This is a genomic window from Dietzia sp. 111N12-1 (assembly GCF_001658045.1).
Classification (GTDB): domain Bacteria; phylum Actinomycetota; class Actinomycetes; order Mycobacteriales; family Mycobacteriaceae; genus Dietzia; species Dietzia kunjamensis.
This window is the reverse complement of the sequence record NZ_LSSV01000027.1, coordinates 179,096-194,895: the sequence shown is the minus strand read 5'-3', so window position 1 is coordinate 194,895 and position 15,800 is coordinate 179,096. Positions and strand designations below refer to the sequence as shown.

Sequence of the window (15,800 nt, the reverse complement as noted above, 5' to 3'; positions counted from 1 at the left end):
TCGGGGGCGGGGACGGTTCCATCATGGACCACACCGCCGGGCGGGGCCGCGTGGTTCGATGAGACCACCCCAACCGCGACGGAGGAGTTCTCATGGGCCGCACCCGTGCCGACCGGGACCGACTGTGGGCGGCGATCCACGTGGAACGCGCGGCCCTGGCCGACGAGCTGGGGGCATTGCGCGACGCGGAGTGGCGCACCGGGTCGCTGTGCACCCGGTGGAGCGTGGAGAAGGTCCTCGCCCATCTGACGGCGGTCGCCCGGACGGGCCGGGTCCGGTGGGTCCGCAGCATCGTGGGTGCGGGGTTCGACACCGACAAGCACAACCGGCGGAGGATGCGGGAGCAGCTCCGCGACAGCCCCGGCGGGACGCTGGAGAACTTCGTCGACTCGTCGTCGCTCCGCGTGTCACCCTTCGGGGACCCCGCGGCGTGGCTCGGCGAGACGATCGTGCACGCGGAGGACATCCGCCGGCCCCTCGGCCTGACCCGCGCCTACCCCGTCGATCCCCTGACCGGGGTCGCGCGGTTCTATGCGTCGCAGGACTTCGCGGTGAACAGTGCGAGGCTCGTGAAGGGACTGCGCCTACGGGCGACCGACGGGCCGTTCGAGGCCGGCGCAGGTCCGGAGGTAGAGGGGCCGACGCTGGCGCTGGTGATGGCCATGGCGGGCCGGCCGGTGTTCCTCGACGAGCTGTCCGGCGGGGGAGTGGACGAACTGCGCCGGCGTATCGGCTGACCGCACCGCTGGTGACAACGCCGCCTCAGGGCAGGATGCGGGAGACGACCTCGGCGGCGACCTCCTCGAGCAGCGGGCCCGCGTTGGCGATGGAACGGGCCAGGTCGGGTTCCCGTTCGGTGAGTGCGGTCGCCGCCGCGAACCCGGCCTCGGCGACCCGGTCGGCCCCCAGATCCAGGCGGCCACACACCGCGACCACCGGGACGGCGTGGGACCGGCACAGGGCCGCCACTCCCATCGGGGTCTTGCCGTGCATGGTCTGGTCGTCGAGTCGGCCCTCGCCCGTGATCACCAGGTCGGCGGCGGACAGGACGTCCTCGAGACCGGTGAGGGTGCCGAGCACCTCGAACCCCGGGTCGAGGGAGGCGCCGAGCAGCTCACGGGCGATGAAGCCGACCCCGCCGGCCGCGCCGGAGCCGGGCGCATCCGGGTCGACGTCGAGTCCCTGCGCTCGCAGGACCCGCACCAGGCGGGTCAGGCCGGCCTCGAGCTCGTCGAGTTGGTCCGGGATCGCGCCCTTCTGCGGGCCGTAGACGCGGGCCGCGCCCAGCGGACCGAGCAGCGGGTTGTCCACGTCGCAGGCGACGAGGATGCGGGCGGCGCGGACGGCCGGGTCGAGGCCGTCGAGGTCGATCCGGTCGAGGTTGACCAGCGCGCCGCCGCCGTCGGGCAGCTCCGTGCCGGAGGAGTCCAGGAAACGCGCACCGAGAGCGGCGAGCATCCCGGCGCCGCCGTCGGTGGACGCGCTGCCGCCGATGCCCAGGTGGATGTTGCCGCGGCCGGATCGCAGCGCGGCCAGCATCACCTCGCCGACCCCGCGGCTGGACGCCTCCAGGGGGCGGGCCTCGCCGCCGGGCAGTCGCAGCAGGCCGCAGGCGTCCGCCATCTCCACGAACGCGGTGTCGGGGTCGATGGCGGCGAACGAGGTCTCGACCGGCTCACCGGTGGGCCCCGATGCCGTGACGGGCACGGTGCGGGCGCCGCCGGCGACCATCACCTCGAGACTGCCGCCCCCGCCGTCGGCGACCGGGCGTTCCAGGACATCGGTGTCGGGGTGCGCCCGACGGGCGCCCTCGGCCGCGTGGTGGCACGCCTCGACAGCGGTGAGGGAGCCCTTGAAGGCCCCGCAGGCCACGACGATCGTCACACCTGCATCATCCCCCATGAGTGTCGGCGGACACACGACGGCCCGGGATCGTGAGGGGGAGGGGCACGATCCCGGGCCGGGAAGGCGCGTCGTGGACGCGGGGGTTATCAGCCCAGCGAGCCGAAGTTCAGCCCGGCGTCGGCCTCGACCTCGGCGTCGGCGTCGACGGTGGCGCCGGTGGTGGTGTCGTCCTCGGCGCCGGAGCTCAGGCCGGCGAGCGACCCGCTCAGCGACCCGGTCTCGGCGGCGGTCTCATCGACGGGGGGCTCATCGGTGGTCTCGTCACCCGAGCCGAGCGAACCGCTGGTGGCCGGGGCCTCCTCGGTCACCGCGGCGGTCGTGACGCCGTCGGTGTCATCGGTGGTCTCGTCGCTGCTGCCCAGCGAGCCGCTGTCGGCGTCGGCGTCGGTCGCATCCTCGTCGGCGGAGCCGGTGGCCGACCCGGTCGCGGTCTCGGTCTCGTCCTCGGCGGAACCGGAGTTGCCGTCGATCAGCGCGCTGCCGGTGTTCGGCGAGACGCCGAGGCTACCCAGCTCGACGGAGCCCGGGTTGGGGGTCTCGGCATCGAGGTTGAGGTTGAACGCCAGGCTGCCCAGGTCGAGGTCGAGGTCGGTGCCCAGGGCGCCCTCGAGGCTGCCGTCCTCGCCCGTGATGTCGGCGAGGCTGGCGGTGGGGTCAGTGGGGGCCTCCGCGGCGGCCAGGCCCGGGAACGCGATGGCGGCACCGAGTCCGAACGCGCCGACGGCGGCGATCTTCGCGGTGGTGCGGTTGGTGGTCTTCCGGTGAGTGTTCGTCATAGAGCACGTCTCCGATCTACATCGACCCCGATGTCTCTCATCGCGGGCACCCCGGTCGGAAGCGAGGTGCGTCAGCGACCCTACAAGCGGCCTGCGAGAGCGCAAGGGGTCCGAATCGTGAGGTCGCGTTGATGTAACACTCCGGTCACTCGCGTGTCCCCGGGGGGTCGGGCGGGTCCGTCGGAGGCGCCACGGGCGGCGTCGTGCCTGCCTAGGCTGGGTCCATGACCGTGTCCGGAGCATCCGATCCCGCGACGCCGGGCCCTCCGGGCCTCGTGGAGACCCACAGTGCGCTCATCATCCTCTGGGGTGACCAGGCTCACAAAGTGCGCAAGCCACTGGATCTCGGCTTCCTCGACAACACCACCGTCGAGGCGCGGGCGGAGCAGAGCCGCCGTGAGGTCGAGCTCAACAGTCGACTGGCCCCGGACGTCTACACCGGCGTGCTGGAGGTGAGGGGCCCCGACGGCGAGGTGATCGATCACGTCGTGCGGATGCGTCGCCTCCCCGCGCACCGGAGCCTCGCCGCGCTGGTGCGGTCGCGGCAGGAGGGCTCGACCGGGGACGGCGATCCGGACATCGTGGCCGGCATCCGCGAGGTGGCCCGGCAGATCGACCACCTCCACGCCGCCAGCCCCCGCTCGGAGGAGATCGACGCCGCGGGCTCCCCCGCCGCGGTGGCGCGGTTGTGGGCGGAGTCCCTCGACCACCTGCGCGGACTCGACGTGGGTAGGGACGCCCCGGAGATCGTCGACGACATCGCGGCCCTGGCGTCGGGCTACCTGCGGGGGCGGGCCCCGCTGCTGCGGTCCCGCGTGGCGGCCGGCCGGGTCGTCGACGGCCACGGGGACCTCCTCGCCGCCGACGTCTACCTCACCGACGACGGACCGCGGGTGATCGACTGCCTCGAGTTCGACGACCGGCTCCGGTTCGGCGACGCGATGCTTGACATCGCATTCCTGGCGATGGATCTCGACGCCGCGGGGGCGCGGGACCTCGCCGTCGTCCTCCTCGAGGCCTACCGCGACTTCTCCGGCGATGACGCGCCGCCCTCGCTGGTCCACCACTACATCGCCTACCGTGCCCTGGTCCGCTCCAAGGTGACCGCCATCCGCGCCGAGCAGGCCGACGACGGGGCCGCCGGCGGCGAGGCCCGCCGGGCGCTGGTGTTGGCGGACCGGGCGGTCGACTCACTGCTGCGGTGCCGTGTCCGTCTGGTGCTGGTGGGCGGGGTGTCCGGGTCCGGTAAGTCCACGCTGGCCGCGCCGCTGGCAGAGGCGCTGTCGGCGGACCTGCTGCGTTCCGACGTGGTCCGCGGGGAGATCGCGGGCGCCGCCGCCGACCGGTATTCGGACGCGGCGATCGACGCGGTCTACGCGGAGATGCTCGCCCGCGCCGCCGGGCTGCTCGCGCAGGGGCGAACGGTGGTGCTGGACGCCACCTGGCTGGAGCCACGGCGCCGCGCGGAGGCCGAGACCGTGGCCGTGGACGCGCACGCCGAGCTGGTGGAGATCGCGTGCACCGCGCCCCGCGACGAGCTGGTTCGGCGGATCACCGCGCGGGCGGCCGTGGGCGCCGACCCGTCCGAGGCCACGGTGGAGGTCCTGGACTCCCAGCTGGTGGCGACGCCGCCGTGGCCGGATGCGATAGAGGTGGACACCGCCGGGCTCGACGTGCGCGACCACGCCGCCGTGCACCGGTGGGCCGAACGCGAGCTGGGGCCACTGCCCTGGGCGTGAGCCGCCAGGGCCCCTGGTCCGCCGGGCCCCTGGTTGAGCCGCGATCCTGGCTCAGCCGCGCGGCGGGCGCGGGATCGAGCCGACGAACTGCATGGACCGGTACGGCCACCCGGCGGGCCCGGCGGCCGAGTCGTGGGTGTTCCACTGGCTCACCACGAAGTGCCACTCCTCCGGCGTGGATCCCGGCACCGGGCAGCCGCAGTAGAGCTGGGCGACCCGCGCGGGCCCGGACCCGGGGTCGGAGCCGTCCGACTCGTCGCCCCACGCACTGCCGCGCAGGAGCGTGGTGTGCGTGGTGATCGAGCGGTCGAGCAGGTCGGCCCCGATGTGCGGGAACGTCAGACAGTCGATGCGGTAGTGCCCGGCATCGAAGTAGGTCAGGGTCCAGAAGTCCTCGCACCGACGCAGGTACATCTCGCCGATCCGGCCGGGCAGCACGATGGTCGTGGGATTGCCCCAGTTCCAGGCGCCCTTCCGGAAGCCCCAGGTCTGCCACCTGCGGAGGTCGGGATCCGCGAGGTGCTCCTCACGCACCCGCATGAGGATGACGCCCTTGTCACGTTGGAACCCGGTGGACAGGACGTAGACGAACCCGTCCCCGCCGAGCTCCCACGTCCACAATTGGCGATGGCCGCCCTCCAGGAGAGGCGAGAACTCGGCCCCGGTGGGCTCCCAGGTCCGGCCGTCGTCGGTCGACCGGTGGATCCGGGTGCGGGTGACCGTGCCCAGGCCGTGGTTGACCATGACGTGCAGGTACATGGTGTCGCCGATGGTGAGCACGTCGCTCGGGAGGACGGTCGAGCAGCCGCGGCCGTGCACATAGTCGATCAGTTGGGCGGCGTAGTCCCGCGGGCCCGGGCCGGCGGCGTCCGCCCACTCGAGACCCCGGGACGGGTCGGCGGTGTCGGAGAACAACCCGACCGGGGAGCGCCAATCCGGATTTCCGGGACCGGGGCGCTCGTCCGTGGTGGGGGCACACTGCTCGATGCCCGGGTGCGGACGCCCCACATGGGGGGCACCCATCCCGGCGCCGGCGAAGGTGTCGCCGAACACCGCGAGCAGGCGCCCGGACGGGGTTCGGGTCAGGATTCCCAGATCCGTCCCCTCCATCCCGAAGGCCGTGGTGATCCCGGGTCCGGTGAGGTCCCGGACCTTGCGGGTGGCCGATGTGCGGGACGCAGTGGGCGGCGGCGGATCCGTCATGGGGCCGACGCTACCGCGCAACCGGTCGGGCGGCACCAGACTCGTTGTCAGGTCACAATTCTGGCGAAGCGGGCCCCACGCCCCGAACCGCGGGGCGTATGGTCATCGGCGTGACCCATCCCTTCGCACGGGCCGGGCGGGAGCTCGTCCCCGGCCACGTGACCCATCCCTTCGCACGGGCCGGGCGGGAGCTCGTCCCCGGCCACTGGCTCGGCCCCGCAGCCGTTCTGGCGCTCGGGTGTGCCACGGCGTGGACGCTCATCGGGTTCGGACACGGCGCGCCGTTGGCGGCCGTGGTGCTCGTCGCGGCACTGGTGCTGGCCCTGTGGAACTCCCCGCTGCGCGCCTCCGGTCACGAGCCACTCCAGACCGTGCGGTCCGTCGCCGACGCGGGTCGCGCCGTGGTGGTGCTGTGGAGGCCGGGGTGCCCTTATTCGTCGGCGCTGCGTCGCCGGGCCGCCCGTGAGGGACTCGACGTCCACTGGGTCAATATCTGGCGGGACGAGGACGCCTATCAACTGTGTTGCAGCATCAACGGCGGCTCGGAGGAGACGCCCACCGCGATGCTGCTCGACGCGGGTCTCGCCGCGCCGGTGGTGATCCCGGCCTCCGTCCCGGGCATCCGTGAGGCCACCGCCGCCCCCGCGCGGGGCGTCATCCACACGCGTGTCGTCTCACGCGCCTCCGGCCGCGTCCGCGGCCTCGGCGTCCGCGGCCACTGACCCGCCCTCCCGCCGGCCGGGCGTGGCCACCACCTCGTCGTCGTCGTCCTCACCGCCCGTACCGAAGTGCCCCCCGCACGTCCCCGCACTCGGTGCCCACCGCCATGTGGGCGATCCGGCCCTGCGCGCGGAGCTCTGCCAGGCGCGGTACCACCCGGTCACGCAAGCCCCACGGGTCGATCGTGTTGACGTAGACGCCGGTCGCGCCCTCGAAACCGGCGGGTGTCGAGATGCGCCACTTGAGCACGACCCGCCACGGCATCGCCACACCGCCCAGCCCGGGCGGACGGGTGTGCCACTCCTCGTTGCACGGCACCAGCCGGCCTGTCGCCGCGTGGCAGGCGTGCAGCAGATCCGAGACGCCGCGCAGCTCGGCCGCCGAATGCTCCCACGGCGCGCTCGCCGCCGACCGCGAGTAGACCACCAGCGCGGGGTAGCGGTGCCCCACGCCCACCACCGCGACCGCGTGCTCGTTTTCCGCCAGCACCAACCCCTCGGCCGCGGCGTGGTCCACACCGAGCCGGTTGTAGAGGTCGGTGTCGCCGCCCAGCGCGGCCGCCTCGCGGGCGGTCTTGGCGGGGATCTCGTCGATCGCCACCAGCTGTTTGTGCAGGTGCGCGAACGAGGCGCCCGCGGGCGCGAGCCAGTTCTGGAACACCGACACGTACCGCGCGTGTGCGTTGTCGCGGTACAGGCCCCGCATCGCGCGGACCGTGAAGGCGGTGAACTGCTCGTGCTCGGCGGGGGTCAGGTCGCCCGACGCGGCGTGGCGGTCGCTGGCGGTGGCGCCGTCGGTGAGATGACGGCGTGCCACCACCACGTCGTGACAGCCGCCGAAGAAGCTCTCCGAGTGCGTGGCCAGTTCGGCCGGGCCCATGGCATCCACGGCCGACGGGTCGCCCTGCGCTGCGGCGATGCGGGCGCGGACCAGCGCGCGGACGTGCTCGGCGCCGGACGGGGTCGCGAGATACGCGGACTGGTGGGCGGCCGCGCGGGCCGGGATGCGGTAACCGTGCACGGCCTTCCAGTAGTCCAGTGAGACGATCTCGAAGAGATTGCCGAACAGCCGGAACTCCGGGGTCGTGGCATCGAGCTCGTCGGCGGACACCTCCTCGAGCACCCGCCAGGTGTCGCCGTCGCGGATTACGCGCGCCTTCTCCGGGGTGGTCTCGCGCAGCCGGGTCACACAGAACGGGCAGTGCGCCTCCGCGGCGGACGGGTCCACCGCGGTGACCCGCCCGGGGGAGTGGTCGATGGGCCGGTGCGCCCGACCGGGCACGGTCCACACCTCGGTGCCGGTGAACGGATTGGTCTGCTTGACCGTGCCGTCCGCCATGCGGCGAAGCGGCGGGACCGGGGACGACAGGGTGTGGGGCGCAGTGGTCACCCATCGAGCGTAGGTGGCCGCAGGCCGCTGACGAGGTCAAATATATGTCGTTTCACCGGTAGTAATGTGATCTAGGTAACAGTATTCTGAGTTTACGCGATGTTTAGGTCAGGTAAGGGGATCGGTGCAGGCGATCCGCTGCATCCTCCGGCAGAAGCAAGGGACACCGAGAGAAGGATCGATTATGTCTTCGAAACGCGCACGACGTCTGAGGGCGGCGGCGCTCACCAGCGCAGCGCTGCTCGCTGCCGCCGGTTCGCCGGCGATCGCAGGTGCCCAGACCGGGTCGCTCAACGGCGAGCTCGGTCTGAACCTCGAACTGCTGCTCGGTTCGGCCGGGTCGGGTGAGGGCGGATCGCTCGACGGAGGCATACCGAGCGGCTCGCTGGATCCCGGCTCGCTGGAGCCGCTGTCCGCCGGTTCCGATACCGGCTCGGATGATCTCTCGGGGCCCGGTTCGGTGGACCCCGGATCCGTGCCGTCGGGGTCGTCCCCGGACACCGGATCGCTCAACCCGGGATCGCTCGACCCCGGTTCGCTGGACCCCGGCTCCCTGGACCCAGCCTCGCTGCAGCCGTTGTCCGCGGGGTCCGATGCCGGGTCGGATGACGTGGGCTCTGACGAAGGGTCGCTGGAGGAGGGGTCCCTGGATGCGGGTTCCCTGGCGCCGTTGTCGGCGGGCTCGGATGCCGGCTCGGACGACGGGTCGTTGGACCCCGGTTCCGCCGAGGGCGGATCGCTCGTGGCCGTGACTCTGCTCCTGGCGCTCGGATCGTCCGGTTCCGAGGCGGGTGATGGCTCGCTGGCGCCGCTGTCAGCCGGTTCTGAGGGCGGGTCGGAGGATCTGGGATCGGATGACGGGTCGTTGGAGGGGTCGCTGGATGCGGGTTCGCTCGCGCCGTTGTCGGCCGGTTCTGAGGGCGGGTCGGACAACGAGCCCGGGGAGGGGTCGGTCGACCTCGGTTCACTCGCGCCCGGGTCCCTTGCTCTGGGCTCCCTGCCTCTCGCATCGGTGGGAGGATCGCTGGGGCCGTTGTCGGCGGGTTCCGGTGGCGGGTCGGATGACATGGGTTCGGAGGACGGGTCGGTGGAGGGGTCCCTGGCGCCGTTGTCGTCCGGTTCTGATGCCGGTTCGGGCAACGGGACGGGGGAGGGTTCGCTCGACGGCTCGTTGGAGGGCTCCCTCGACGGGGGTTCCCTCGCACCGTTGTCGGCCGGGTCCGATGAAGGGTCGCTGGAGGAAGGCTCGTCTGAGGGCTCCCTGCCGATGGGATCTCTCGAACCGGGATCGGCCACCGGCTCCCTCGCTCCTCTCGGGTCCCTCACGGCGTCGCTGGCCCCACTCGGGTCCGCAGGATCGGCTGTGGGGTCACTGCCGCTGCTGCTGCCTGTCGCGCTCATCGGCGGTTCCGTGGCTGCTGCACCGATGATCCTGCAGGTGGGCGCCAACATGGGGCTCGCGCTTCCGCCGCTGCCGGGCCTCCCCGCTCCGGTCGCGGCAGCGCCGGCGGTCGCCGCGCCGCCGGTTGCGCCCGGGCCCCCGACGCCGAACGGGCGTGGGGGCGAGCCGGGTGTCGCCGGAGTCGGAGGCGCCGCGGTGGGCGTCAATGCCGCCATCGTGATGACCGGCTCGCTGGGTGACTACGAAGTGGCGCTGCCGGACGGTGTCACGTTGCCACCAATGCCGTTCATTCGGTGAGTTATCTGAGAGAAGGCCCGCCCCGGGAGCATTCGCCCGGGGCGGGCCTTCCGCCATCTCGGGAGGGCGTGAGGCGCGTACCCTGAGAGAAATCTCACAAGGTGGACTCAGCTTCCCATGTCAGGGGCCACAGTTTGACTTTCCCGATTTGTGTGCTGCGCCCCTTCTGCCCATATTATTTCCGAGCCAGAGCACTTCGGTCCTCTGAGTACGGGTGCTCCAGACACCACGGAGTCCGCCCGTCGACAAGCGAAGGCGAATACATGATGACGACTCCCGGCCCCAAGAGCCTGTACCGCCCTGAATACGAACACGACTCGTGTGGCGTCGCGTTCGTTGTGGATATGTACGGACGCAAGTCCCGGGACATCGTCGAGAAGGCGATCGCCGCACTGGTGAACCTCGAGCACCGCGGCGCCGTTGGCGCCGAGGCCAACACCGGTGACGGCACGGGCTTGTTGATCCAGGTACCGGACTTGTTCCTCCGCGAAGTGATGCGTGAGGAGCAGAACGTAGAACTGCCTGAGGCCGGTGCATATGCCACCGGCCTTTGTTTTCTCCCCCAGTCCCGCATGCTCGCGATGGACGCCATGCGGATGGTGGAGCGGATCGCCGCCGAACAGGGCGTGTCCGTGATCGGGTGGCGTGAGGTACCGGTCGACGACTCCACGGTCGGCGCGATCTCACGCGACGCGCAGCCCAGCATCCACCAGATCTTCGTCAAGGCCGCCGGCCCCGGAGGGGCGCTGCTCACCGAGCTGGACCTCGAGCGCAAGTGCTTCGTCGTGCGCAAGCGCTGCGAGCACGAGCTGGGCTCCAAGGGGCCGGGCAAGGGTGACCTCGGCTCGGAGACCGTGTACTTCCCGTCCCTGAGCCCTCGGACCTTCGTCTACAAGGGCATGCTCACCGAGAAGCAGCTCCCGGAGTTCTACCTGGATCTCCAGGACGAGCGTGTGGAGTCCGCCCTGGGCATCGTCCACTCCCGCTTCTCCACCAACACGTTCCCGGCATGGCCGCTGGCCCACCCCTTCCGCTACGTCGCCCACAACGGTGAGATCAACACCGCCCGCGGTAACGAGAACTGGATGCGGGCCCGCGAGTCACTCATGTCCAGCGAGCACATCGAGGACCTGTCGGCGGCACTGCCCATCTGCACCCCGGGCGGCTCCGACACCGCGCGCTTCGACGAGGCGCTGGAACTGTTGACGCTGGCAGGGCGCACCCTGCCCCACGCCGTGCTGATGATGGTCCCCGAGGCGTGGGAGCGCCACGAGACGATGGACCCGGCCAAGCGGACGTTCTACGAGTACCACGCCTCCCTCATGGAGGCATGGGACGGACCGGCGTCGATCACGTTCACCGACGGCACCGTGATCGGCGCCGTGCTCGACCGCAACGGTCTGCGCCCGTCCCGGATCTGGGTCACCGACGACGGGCTCGTCGTCATGGCCTCCGAGGTCGGCGTCCTCGACATCCCCCAGGACAAGGTCGTCACCAAGACCCGCCTGCGCCCGGGCCGGATGTTTCTGGTCGATACCGCCCAGGGGCGGATCATCGACGACGAGGAGATCAAGACCGAGCTGGCCGCCGAGCACCCGTACCAGCAGTGGCTCGACGAGGGCATGGTCCGACTCGGGGATCTCCCGCAGGTCGACCACCCGTACATGCCGCACGAGCGTGTCGTGCTGAGGCAGCGGGTCTTCGGATTCACCGAGGAGGAGCTCCGGATCCTCGTCTCGCCGATGGCCGGGGCGGGTGCGGAGGCGATCGGATCGATGGGCACCGACACGCCGCTGCCGGTCCTGTCGGAGCGCTCACGGATGCTGTTCGACTACTTCGCGCAGCGCTTCGCCCAGGTCACCAACCCGCCGCTGGACGCGATCCGCGAGGAGCTCGTCACCAGCTACGGTGTGACGCTCGGCCCCGAGGGCGATCTCATCCACCCGGGCCCGGAGTCGTGCCGCCAGATCCGCCTGGACAACCCGATCCTCGGCAACGACGAGCTGTCGACGCTGATGGCGGCCGGCGAGACCCGTCCCGGTCTGCGATCGGTGGTCGTCCGCGGCCTGTACAACGTCGCTCACGGCGGCCGCGGCCTGCGCATCGCCCTGGAACGGATCCGTCGCGAGATCTCCCACGCCATCGAGGATGGTGCCACGATCATCGTGCTGTCGGATCGTGAGTCGGATGAGCGCAACGCGCCGATTCCGTCGCTGCTCCTCACCTCGGCCGTGCACCACCACCTCGTCCGCGAGAAGACCCGTACCCGGGTCAGCCTCGTGGTCGAATCCGGAGACGCCCGCGAGGTCCACCACATGGCGGTCCTCTTTGGGTACGGCGCCGAGGCGATCAACCCGTACATGGCGTTCGAGTCCATCGACGAGCTCGTCAAGACCGGTCACCTCACCGGGGTGGACACCCCCGCGGCCTGCGCCAATTACCGCAAGGCCGCCGCGAAGGGCGTGCTCAAGGTGATGTCCAAGATGGGCATCTCGACCCTGGCCTCGTACACGGGTGCGCAGCTCTTCGACATCACGGGGCTCTCGCAGGAGTTGTGCGACGAGTACTTCACCGGCTCGATCAGCCCCATCGACGGCATCGGGCTCGACGAGATCGCCGAGGACGTGGCCCGTCGCCACCGCTTCGCGTTCCTGCCGCGGCCGGAGGAGGCCGCGCACCGCGAGCTCGAGATCGGCGGGGAGTACCAGTGGCGCCGGGAAGGCGAGTACCACCTGTTCAACCCGGACACGGTGTTCAAGCTCCAGCACTCCACGCGCTCCGGTCGCTACGAGATCTTCAAGGAGTACACCCAGCTCGTCGACGACCAGTCGGAACGTCTGGCCACCCTCCGCGGCCTGTTCGAGCTGAAGGGGACCCGTCCCCCGGTGCCGATCGAGGAGGTCGAGCCCGTCTCGGAGATCGTCAAGCGGTTCTCCACGGGCGCGATGAGCTACGGCTCCATCTCGGCCGAGGCCCACGAGACGCTGGCGATCGCCATGAACCGTCTCCACGCCCGGTCCAACTCGGGCGAGGGCGGCGAGTCGATCGACCGCTTCAGCCCCGACCCCAACGGTGACTGGCGCCGGTCGGCCATCAAGCAGGTGGCCTCAGGCCGGTTCGGTGTGACCAGCAACTACCTGGCCAACTGCACCGATATCCAGATCAAGATGGCCCAGGGCGCCAAGCCGGGCGAGGGCGGCCAGCTCCCGCCGGGGAAGGTCTACCCGTGGGTCGCCGAGGTTCGTGGCTCGACCCCGGGCGTCGGGCTGATCTCGCCGCCGCCGCACCACGACATCTACTCGATCGAGGACCTGGCGCAGCTCATCTACGATCTGAAGAACGCCAACCCCGAGGCCCGGATCCACGTCAAGCTCGTGGCCGAGCAGGGTGTGGGCACCGTCGCGACGGGTGTGTCCAAGACGCACGCCGACGTGGTGCTCATCTCCGGCCACGACGGTGGCACCGGCGCGTCTCCGCTGACCTCGCTCAAGCATGCGGGCGGCCCGTGGGAGCTGGGTCTCGCCGAGACCCAGCAGACCCTGCTGGTCAACGGCCTGCGGGATCGGATCGTCGTCCAGGTCGACGGGCAGCTCAAGACCGGGCGCGACGTCATCGTCGCGGCGCTGCTCGGCGGCGAGGAGTTCGGATTCGCGACGGCTCCGCTCGTCGTGGCCGGCTGCGTGATGATGCGCGTGTGCCATCTCGACACCTGCCCCGTCGGTGTCGCCACCCAGAACCCGATCCTGCGCGAGCGGTTCAACGGCAAGGCCGAGTACGTGGTGAACTTCATGGAGTTCATCGCCGAGGAGGTGCGCGAGTACCTCGCCGAGCTCGGGTTCCGTTCGCTGGACGAGGCGATCGGACACTCCGAATGCCTCGACAAGTCGCGGGCGTTCGCCCACAACAAGCGGGTCGCCAAGCTCGACCTGGCGCCGATCTTCGCCCAGGCGGAGTCCCCGTTCATGCACCAGGACCTGCGGAACACCAAGTCGCAGGACCACAAGCTCGAGGGCGTCATCGACCGCCGGCTCATCGAGGACAGCCGCTCCGTGATCGCTGATCCCGCGACGGGGCCGTTCGCGGGCAGCTACCCGATCTGCAACGTGAACCGCTCGGTGGGCACCATGCTCAGCCACGAGATCTCCAAGGCGCACGGTGGTGCCGGGCTCCCGGAGGGATCGATCGACCTGAGCTTCACGGGGTCCGCCGGCAACTCGCTCGGGGCGTTCCTCGCCTCCGGCGTGACCGTGCGGGTGTTCGGTGACGCCAACGACTACGTGGGCAAGGGACTGTCCGGGGGACGCATCGTCGTCCGCCCGGCGGAGGACGCCGCCCCCGATTTCGCGGCCGAGAACAACATCATCGCCGGCAACGTGATCTGCTACGGCGCCACCGCCGGCGAGGTATTCCTCCGCGGCATCGTGGGCGAGCGCTTCTGCGTGCGCAACTCGGGCGTCACCGCGGTGGTGGAGGGCGTGGGCGACCACGCCTGTGAGTACATGACGGGTGGACGCGTCGTCGTGCTGGGGGAGACGGGACGCAACGTCGCGGCCGGCATGTCCGGTGGCGTCGCCTACTTCTACGACCCGCAGGGCGTCCTGCCCGAGAACCTCAACGTGGAGCTCGTCGACACCGACGAGCTGACCAGCGAGGACGTGGAATTCCTCCGCGGCATCGTGGAGCGGCACGTGGAGGAGACCGATTCGGCCCGGGGCCGGGAGATCCTCGGTGGTTGGGCCCAGAACGTGAATCATTTCGCCAAGGTCATGCCGCGCGACTACAAGCGCGTGCTGCTGGCCATCGAGCAGGCGGAGAAGGACGGACGCAACGTGGACGAGGCGATCATGGAGGCCGCAAATGGCTGACCCGAAGGGCTTTCTCAAGCACACAGAGCGGGAGCTGCCCGAACGCCGCCCCGTCGACCTGCGCATCATGGACTGGAAGGAGGTCTACGAGTCGACGACCCTCCCGGAGGATCACCTGAAGACCCAGGCCTCCCGCTGCATGAGCTGCGGTGTGCCGTTCTGCCACCAGGGGTGTCCGCTGGGCAACATCATTCCCGAGTGGAATGACCTGGTGCACCGCGGGAAGTGGGACGCGGCGGTCGACCGTCTGCACGCGACCAACAACTTCCCTGAGTTCACCGGCCGGCTCTGCCCCGCGCCGTGTGAGGGCTCCTGCGTCCTGGGGATCAACCAGCCGCCCGTGACGATCAAGCAGATCGAGGTGGAGATCGCCGAGGCCGCGTGGGCCGACGGCGGCATGGCACCGGTGATCCCGTCGTTCCGTACGGGGCAGACCGTCGCGGTCGTGGGTTCGGGCCCGGCGGGTCTGGCCGCCGCGCAGCAGCTCACGCGCGCCGGACACTCCGTCACGGTGTTCGAGCGTGATGACCGCATCGGTGGACTCATGCGCTACGGGATCCCCGAGTTCAAGATGGAGAAGGCGGTCCTCGACCGGCGTCTCGCGCAGATGGAGGCCGAGGGAACGGTCTTCCGTTCCGGGGTCAACGTCGGCGAGGACATCACGGCGTCGCAGCTGCGGGAGCAGTTCGACGCGGTGGTGCTGAGCGGCGGCGCCACCATGAGGCGGGACCTGCCCGTGCCCGGCCGTGAGCTGGAGGGCATCCATCAGGCCATGGACTACCTGCCCCTGGCCAACAAGGCCGCGGTCGGCGACCCGGTGGTGGATGCCGACGGGTTGCCCGCCATCCACGCGCGGGACAAGCACGTCATCATCATCGGTGGCGGCGACACCGGCGCGGACTGCCTCGGCACGGCGACCCGTCAGGGGGCCAGGTCGGTCAAGAGTTTCGAGATCATGCCCCGCCCGCCGGCGACGCGTGCGGCCTCGACCCCGTGGCCGATGTACCCGCTGATGTTCCGCACGGCCTCCGCCCACGAGGAGAACGGTGAGCGCGTCTACGGCGTGTCCACCGCCGAGTTCGTGGGGGAGAACGGGCACGTCACCGCCCTCAAGGGTTCCGAGGTGAGGATGGTGGACGGGCGCTTCGAGCCCGTTCCCGGTACGGACTTCGAGTACCCGGCGGACCTGGTGCTGCTGGCGATGGGCTTCACGGGTGCCCAGAAGGCCGGACTCTGTTCCGACCTGGGGGTGGACTTCACCGACCGCGGAAACGTGGACCGTGACGGCACCTACGCGACCAATGTCGACGGCGTGTTCGTGGCCGGCGATATGGGCCGCGGGCAGTCGCTCATCGTGTGGGCCATCGCGGAGGGGCGCGCCGCCGCCGCCTCGGTGGATCGCTTCCTCATGGGGGAGACGGCGCTGCCGGAGCCGGTCCGACCGACGGACGTGGCACAGCGCTGAGATCCGCCGTGGCGCCTGACCTTAATGGAACCTAAGATC

The 15,800-nt window shown here is 70.8% G+C and carries 10 protein-coding genes; 6 read left to right on the top strand and 4 right to left on the bottom strand.

Features of this window, described 5'->3' with window-relative positions; all coding sequences use genetic code 11:
• Positions 1-92 precede the first annotated feature (92 nt).
• Entirely contained in the window at positions 93-737 is a 645-nt protein-coding gene (locus tag AYO52_RS06780) for a maleylpyruvate isomerase family mycothiol-dependent enzyme (RefSeq protein ID WP_067714949.1), read from the top strand.
• Positions 738-762: 25 nt separating this feature from the next.
• Here AYO52_RS06780 and AYO52_RS06775 read toward each other — a convergent pair whose 3' ends face one another.
• Positions 763-1,884 carry a glycerate kinase gene (locus AYO52_RS06775; RefSeq protein WP_067714946.1) on the bottom strand — a complete coding sequence of 374 codons (1,122 nt, stop codon included), beginning with the start codon at positions 1,882-1,884 and terminating at the stop codon, positions 763-765.
• A gap of 107 nt (positions 1,885-1,991) precedes the next feature.
• On the bottom strand, positions 1,992-2,681 hold the full coding sequence (locus AYO52_RS06770; RefSeq protein ID WP_067714943.1) for a hypothetical protein: 690 nt from the start codon (positions 2,679-2,681) through the stop codon (positions 1,992-1,994).
• A 224-nt stretch (positions 2,682-2,905) separates the two neighbouring features.
• On the opposite strand from AYO52_RS06770, the gene AYO52_RS06765 reads away from it, so the two are divergent.
• On the top strand, positions 2,906-4,420 hold the full coding sequence (locus AYO52_RS06765; RefSeq protein ID WP_067714942.1) for an AAA family ATPase: 1,515 nt from the start codon (positions 2,906-2,908) through the stop codon (positions 4,418-4,420).
• A 51-nt stretch (positions 4,421-4,471) separates the two neighbouring features.
• On the opposite strand, the gene AYO52_RS06760 is transcribed toward AYO52_RS06765, so the two are convergent.
• Positions 4,472-5,623 (bottom strand): DUF4185 domain-containing protein, encoded by a 1,152-nt coding sequence (locus tag AYO52_RS06760; RefSeq protein ID WP_067715122.1) that lies wholly within the window; start codon positions 5,621-5,623, stop codon positions 4,472-4,474.
• A gap of 110 nt (positions 5,624-5,733) precedes the next feature.
• On the opposite strand from AYO52_RS06760, the gene AYO52_RS06755 reads away from it, so the two are divergent.
• Positions 5,734-6,345, top strand: coding sequence for a hypothetical protein (locus AYO52_RS06755; protein WP_253701945.1), 612 nt, complete (start codon positions 5,734-5,736; stop codon positions 6,343-6,345).
• Positions 6,346-6,394: 49 nt separating this feature from the next.
• On the opposite strand, the gene AYO52_RS06750 is transcribed toward AYO52_RS06755, so the two are convergent.
• Positions 6,395-7,681: a DUF4921 family protein gene (locus AYO52_RS06750; protein WP_067714938.1), complete on the bottom strand. Its 1,287-nt coding sequence runs from the start codon at positions 7,679-7,681 to the stop codon at positions 6,395-6,397.
• 235 nt (positions 7,682-7,916) lie between these two features.
• On the opposite strand from AYO52_RS06750, the gene AYO52_RS06745 reads away from it, so the two are divergent.
• The 3 genes from AYO52_RS06745 to AYO52_RS06735 all read left to right on the top strand — a co-directional run bounded on the left by AYO52_RS06745 (position 7,917) and on the right by AYO52_RS06735 (position 15,761).
• Positions 7,917-9,431, top strand: coding sequence for a hypothetical protein (locus AYO52_RS06745; RefSeq protein ID WP_067714936.1), 1,515 nt, complete (start codon positions 7,917-7,919; stop codon positions 9,429-9,431).
• A gap of 263 nt (positions 9,432-9,694) precedes the next feature.
• Entirely contained in the window at positions 9,695-14,296 is a 4,602-nt protein-coding gene (gene gltB / locus AYO52_RS06740) for a glutamate synthase large subunit (RefSeq protein ID WP_067714933.1), read from the top strand.
• On the top strand, positions 14,289-15,761 hold the full coding sequence (locus AYO52_RS06735) for a glutamate synthase subunit beta (protein WP_067714930.1): 1,473 nt from the start codon (positions 14,289-14,291) through the stop codon (positions 15,759-15,761). Before gltB ends, AYO52_RS06735 begins: the two co-directional genes overlap by 8 nt.
• Positions 15,762-15,800: the final 39 nt, after the last annotated feature.

Coding starts and splice junctions, on each gene's coding strand:
- AYO52_RS06780 (WP_067714949.1), top strand. CDS start 93: ATGGGCCGCACCCGTGCCGACCGGGACCGACTGTGGGCGGCGATCCAC.
- AYO52_RS06770 (WP_067714943.1), bottom strand. CDS start 2,681: ATGACGAACACTCACCGGAAGACCACCAACCGCACCACCGCGAAGATC.
- AYO52_RS06765 (WP_067714942.1), top strand. CDS start 2,906: ATGACCGTGTCCGGAGCATCCGATCCCGCGACGCCGGGCCCTCCGGGC.
- AYO52_RS06760 (WP_067715122.1), bottom strand. CDS start 5,623: ATGACGGATCCGCCGCCGCCCACTGCGTCCCGCACATCGGCCACCCGC.
- AYO52_RS06750 (WP_067714938.1), bottom strand. CDS start 7,681: ATGGCGGACGGCACGGTCAAGCAGACCAATCCGTTCACCGGCACCGAG.
- AYO52_RS06745 (WP_067714936.1), top strand. CDS start 7,917: ATGTCTTCGAAACGCGCACGACGTCTGAGGGCGGCGGCGCTCACCAGC.
- gltB (WP_067714933.1), top strand. CDS start 9,695: ATGATGACGACTCCCGGCCCCAAGAGCCTGTACCGCCCTGAATACGAA.
- AYO52_RS06735 (WP_067714930.1), top strand. CDS start 14,289: ATGGCTGACCCGAAGGGCTTTCTCAAGCACACAGAGCGGGAGCTGCCC.